The sequence below is a fragment of the Streptosporangium sp. NPDC001681 genome (genome assembly GCF_040298085.1).
GTDB lineage: Bacteria > Actinomycetota > Actinomycetes > Streptosporangiales > Streptosporangiaceae > Streptosporangium.
Genome location: NZ_JBEOZN010000258.1, coordinates 1 through 4,762 on the forward strand (window position 1 = coordinate 1; position 4,762 = coordinate 4,762).

Annotated in this window: 4 protein-coding genes; 2 read left to right on the top strand and 2 right to left on the bottom strand. The window is 68.9% G+C overall.

The features are described 5' to 3' along the window. Positions 1-2,594 (bottom strand): methylmalonyl-CoA mutase family protein (locus ABT130_RS46975; protein WP_350966409.1); only part of this gene is annotated, 2,594 nt, incomplete at its 3' end. Between the two features lie 94 nt (positions 2,595-2,688). Here ABT130_RS46975 and ABT130_RS46980 point away from each other — a divergent pair. Further along, positions 2,689-3,234: a MarR family transcriptional regulator gene (locus ABT130_RS46980; protein WP_350926084.1), complete on the top strand. Its 546-nt coding sequence runs from the start codon at positions 2,689-2,691 to the stop codon at positions 3,232-3,234. Positions 3,235-3,331: 97 nt separating this feature from the next. Here the strand turns inward: ABT130_RS46980 and ABT130_RS46985 are convergent, their stop codons facing one another. Continuing rightward, on the bottom strand, positions 3,332-3,697 hold the full coding sequence (locus ABT130_RS46985; protein WP_350926086.1) for a YybH family protein: 366 nt from the start codon (positions 3,695-3,697) through the stop codon (positions 3,332-3,334). Positions 3,698-4,141: 444 nt separating this feature from the next. Here ABT130_RS46985 and ABT130_RS46990 point away from each other — a divergent pair, with 444 nt between their 5' ends. Continuing rightward, the gene (locus tag ABT130_RS46990; protein ID WP_350966410.1) at positions 4,142-4,744 is read left to right on the top strand and encodes a superoxide dismutase; all 603 of its coding nucleotides are present in this window, start codon (positions 4,142-4,144) and stop codon (positions 4,742-4,744) included. The last annotated feature ends 18 nt before the right edge of the window (positions 4,745-4,762 follow it).

Consider the following 4,762-nt stretch of genomic DNA (forward strand, 5'->3'; position numbering starts at 1 on the left):
GTCCGAGTGCGCGGAGGTCCGCAGACGTGGGTCTGGATGTGGTCCTTGAGCTTCTGCGACCGCTCGTTCGCGCCGTAGCGCTCCCGCATCGCGACCGCCCAGATCCGCCGCGCGACCCGGCCGAGCACGCTGTACTCGGGATCCATGCCGTTGGAGAAGAAGAACGACAGGTTGGGCGCGAAGTCGTCGATGTTCATGCCCCGGGCCAGATAGGACTCCACGTAGGTGAAGCCGTTGGTCAGCGTGAAGGCGAGCTGGCTGATGGGGTTGGCCCCGGCCTCGGCGATGTGGTAGCCGGAGATCGACACCGAGTAGAAGTTGCGCACCCCGTTGTGGATTAACCACTCCTGGATGTCGCCCATCATCCGGAGCGAGAACTCGGTGGAGAAGATGCAGGTGTTCTGACCCTGGTCCTCCTTGAGGATGTCGGCCTGCACGGTGCCGCGCACGGTGGCCAGTGTCCGGGCGCGCAGCTTGGCCGCCTCCTCGGGCGAGGGCTCGCGGCCGTGCGAGTCGCGGTGGCGATCGAGCGCCTGGTCGATGGCGGTGTTGAGGAAGAAGGCCAGGATCGTGGGGGCGGGGCCGTTGATGGTCATGGACACCGACGTGGCCGGTGCGGACAGGTCGAACCCGTCGTAGAGCGCCTTCATGTCGTCCAGGGTCGCGATCGACACGCCGGAGGTGCCGACCTTGCCGTAGACGTCGGGGCTCTGGCCGGGGTCGCGGCCGTACAGGGTGACCGAGTCGAACGCGGTGGACAGCCGGGTGGCCTCGCTGTCGGCCGACAGCAGTTTGAAGCGCCGGTTGGTGCGGAAGGCGTCCCCCTCGCCGGCGAACATCCGGGCCGGGTCCTCACCCTCGCGCTTGAACGGGAAGACCCCGGCCGTGAACGGGAAACGGCCGGGCAGGTTCTCGCTCCGCAGGAAGCGCAGCAGTTCCCCGTGGTCGGTGTAGCGCGGCAGCGCCACCCGTGGAATCGTGCTGCCCGAGAGCGACTCGCGGGTGAGCCGGGTGCGCGACTCCCGGTCGCGGACCCGCACCACCTGCTCCTGGCCTGAGTATGCCTCGACGACCGCCGGCCAGCCGTCGATGAGCTCCGCGTTCGCCGGTGCGAGGTCGGCTCTGGCCTGGTCGGCCAGCTCGGCGACGGCCGCGGCGGGCGATCCGGTGAGCTCGGCCGCCACCTCGGTCAGCCGCTGCAGGCGCCGGGCGGCCTCGATCTGCCGGGCGGTCTCGGTGTGGTAGCCACGCACGGTCTCGGCGATCTCGGAGAGGTAGCGGATCCTGCCGGGTGGGACGATCTGGGCCGCGCCGGTGGACGCGCGGCCGCTCACCTCGGGCAGGACGCCGGGCTGGAGCGGCAGGCCGCCTTGGGCCAGCAGGCCGCTCAGCTGCTGGTACAGGGCGGTGACACCGTCGTCGTTGAAGGTGGCCGCGCTGGTACCGAACACCGGCATGTCCTCGGGCCGGGCGCCGAAAGCCTCCCGGTTGCGGATCAGTTGCCGTGACACGTCGCGCAGCGCGTCGGCCGCACCACGCCGTTCGAACTTGTTGATCGCCACCACGTCGGCGAAGTCCAGCATGTCGATCTTCTCAAGTTGGGACGCCGCGCCGAACTCGGGCGTCATCACATACAGCGCGACGTCGACGAGAGGGACGATCGCGGCGTCGCCCTGGCCGATGCCCGGAGTCTCCAGGATCACCAGGTCGTATCCGGCGGCCTTGCACGCCTCGATCACCGCGCCGATGTTCTCGGGCAGCTCGCGGGCGCCCCGGGTGGCCAGGGACCGGAAGAAGACGCGGTCGCCGTCCAGGGTGTTCATCCGGATCCGGTCGCCCAGCAGCGCGCCGCCGCCACGGCGCCGGGTCGGATCCACCGCCAGCACGGCCACCCGGAGTTTGTCCTGCTGGTCGGTGCGGAACCGGCGTACCAGCTCGTCGGTGAGGGAGGACTTGCCAGACCCGCCGGTGCCGGTGATGCCGAGCACCGGCACCCGGCGACCGGCGGCCGCGTCCGCCAGTACCCGCCGGTCGGCCTCCGGCAGTGTCCCGCCCTGCAGGCAGGTGATCACGCGCGCCAGCGCCGTCCGCTCACCCGCCAGCACGCTCTCGACCGGCGCCGGCCGCGCGGCGAGATCGACGTCCGACTCACGGATGAGCCGATTGATCATTCCCGGCAGGCCGAACCGCTGGCCGTCCTCGGGGGAGAAGATCCGCACCCCCGACTCGGCCAGCCGGGCGATCTCCTCCGGCACGATGACGCCACCGCCGCCGCCGAAGATCTGGACATGTCCCAGCCCTGCCTGCCCGAGCGCCGAGGCGAGATATTCGAAGTACTCGATGTGCCCGCCCTGGTAGGAGCTGACCGCCACTCCCTGGGCATCCTCCTCCATGACCGCGTCGACCACTTCCCGCACCGAGCGGTTGTGGCCCAGGTGGATCACTTCGGCTCCCTGCGCCTGCAGGATCCGCCGCATGATGTTGATCGCCGCGTCATGCCCGTCGAACAGCGCGGCGGCGGTGACGAAACGCACCGGGTGGGTGGGAACGTGCAGCGAGCCGTTGGCGCGGGAGTGGTCGTCGGAGCGTGGCACCGGACTCTCCTGGAGGGTAATAAATCCTTGGACATCAAATATTTTGGCATTAAAGTACATAGGTGATCGGGATCCGGTCAAGTACCGTGAGCCGGTGCCTAGTTCACCCTCTTTCGACTCCATCGCCGAAGCTCACCGGCAGTGGAACGCCCGCTGGCCGGAGCATGCCGACCACATGGCCACCGTCACCTCCGTCATGCGGGTGCAGCAACTGCTGCTGAGCCGGATCGAGGAGACCCTCAAGCCGTACGGCCTGACCTTCGCCGCCTACGAGGCGCTGCAACTGCTGGCATTCGCGCGGGGGGCGCTGCCGATGGGAAAGATGGGGGAGCGGCTGATGGTGCATCCCGCCTCCGTGACCAACGTCGTCACCCGCCTGGAGCAGCGCGGGCTCGTGGAACGGCGCGTCTCCCCCGACGACCGGCGCGTGGTCCTGGCCAGGATCACCTCCGCCGGGCAGACCCTGGCATGGCAGGCGACCGAGGCGCTCAACGAGAGCTCGTTCGGCCTGGCCGACCTCACCCGCGCCCAGGCCGTCGAGACCACCGCCCACCTCCGTGACATCCGCGCCGCCCTGGGCGACGTTCATCGGCCCGGCCAGGCCGGGCCGAGCCCGCGCGACCTCCCCGTGCACCCGTAGCCGGGGGCGTGCTCATCAGGGCCATCCTGGAGCGCGCGATGCCGACGCGTCCCTGGGGGAGCTCGGCCTCCCCGGCCCCGGCCCCGGCTCCGGCGGTTCAGCGGGTGGGGGGAACGAACTCGGGCTGGTCGAGCAGGCGCAGCCAGCTGCCGTCGGGCTGGCGCCGGACGACCTGTGCGCGGGCGCCGCTCCCGTCCTTCGGCGGGGTCGAGGTGAGGGCGATGTCGTCGCTGATCAGCGTCGGCAGCGGTTGTTCCTGCTCGAAGCGGGGACGGCCGGCCAGCACCTTCTCCCACAGCGCGCGGATCGCCTCCCGGCCCACCGTCTGGCCGCCGGGCGGGTAGGCCATCACCGCGCCCTCCTCGTAGAGCTCGGCCACTCCGGCCGCGTCACCGGCATTGGACCGTTCGACGAACAGGCGGGTGATGTCTTCGGGCCGCATGGCCTTCTCGTACTCCGGCATGGATTCCTCCTGATGTTGGATCTCGGTACCCACCAGCGTGGTCGCTCACCGATCAGAAGTCCAACAGATGAATCTGCTAGAAACTAGAAGTTTCAGCTATGGAACTTGGCTCCGGCGGCACAGTCGTTTCAAGACCGTCAGCGGCCGAGGACACCCTTCCCGCTCTGCGTCTCGTCGGCATTGGGGTGCTGCGAGGGTTCCGGACAGACAGCCCATCAGTGATGCACTAGATGTTCCCGGGCGTGGCGTCGATGAGATCCCCGCAGGCGAGCCGGTGGAGACGGCCCTGCTTCACCCTCGATACAGCCGGTCGGCTCCTGTGCGGCCGGTGTGAGGGCTGCGGGAAGTCCTGGGGATCATCCGGCACGCCCGCTTCTGCGCAAGTAGTTGCATGGCTAGAGTTGTTGCATATTATTTGCAGGAGCAAGTCAGAGGAGAGAAGCGATGGGTGAGTACACCCTTCCCGATATGCCCTACGACTACGCGGCCCTGGAGCCCGCGATCACCGGGGAGATCCTGGAGCTGCACCACTCCAAGCACCACGCCGCCTACGTCAAGGGCGCCAACGACACCCTGGAGAAGCTGGCCGAGGCCCGCGACAAGAGCGAGTTCGGCGGGCTGGTCGGCCTGGAGAAGACCTTCGCCTTCAACCTGTCCGGGCACGTACTGCACTCGATCTTCTGGCAGAACCTCTCACCCGACGGCGGCGGCCGCCCCGACGGGGAACTGGCCGCGGCCATCGACGAGCACTTCGGCTCTTTCGAGGCCTTCAAAAAGCAGCTCACCACCGCCACCGCGGGCGTGCAGGGCTCCGGCTGGGGCATCCTGGCCTGGGAACCGCTGGGTCGCCGCCTGATCGTCGAGCAGGTCTACGACCACCACGGCAACGTCGGCATGAACACCACCCCGCTGCTGGTCTTCGACGCCTGGGAGCACGCCTACTACCTGCAGTACCGCAACGTGCGCCCCGACTACGTCGAGAAGTTGTGGACCCTGATCAACTGGAACGACGTCATCGCCCGCTTCACCGCGGCCAAGGGCGTCTGACCCCATGAGCGCGGCGCC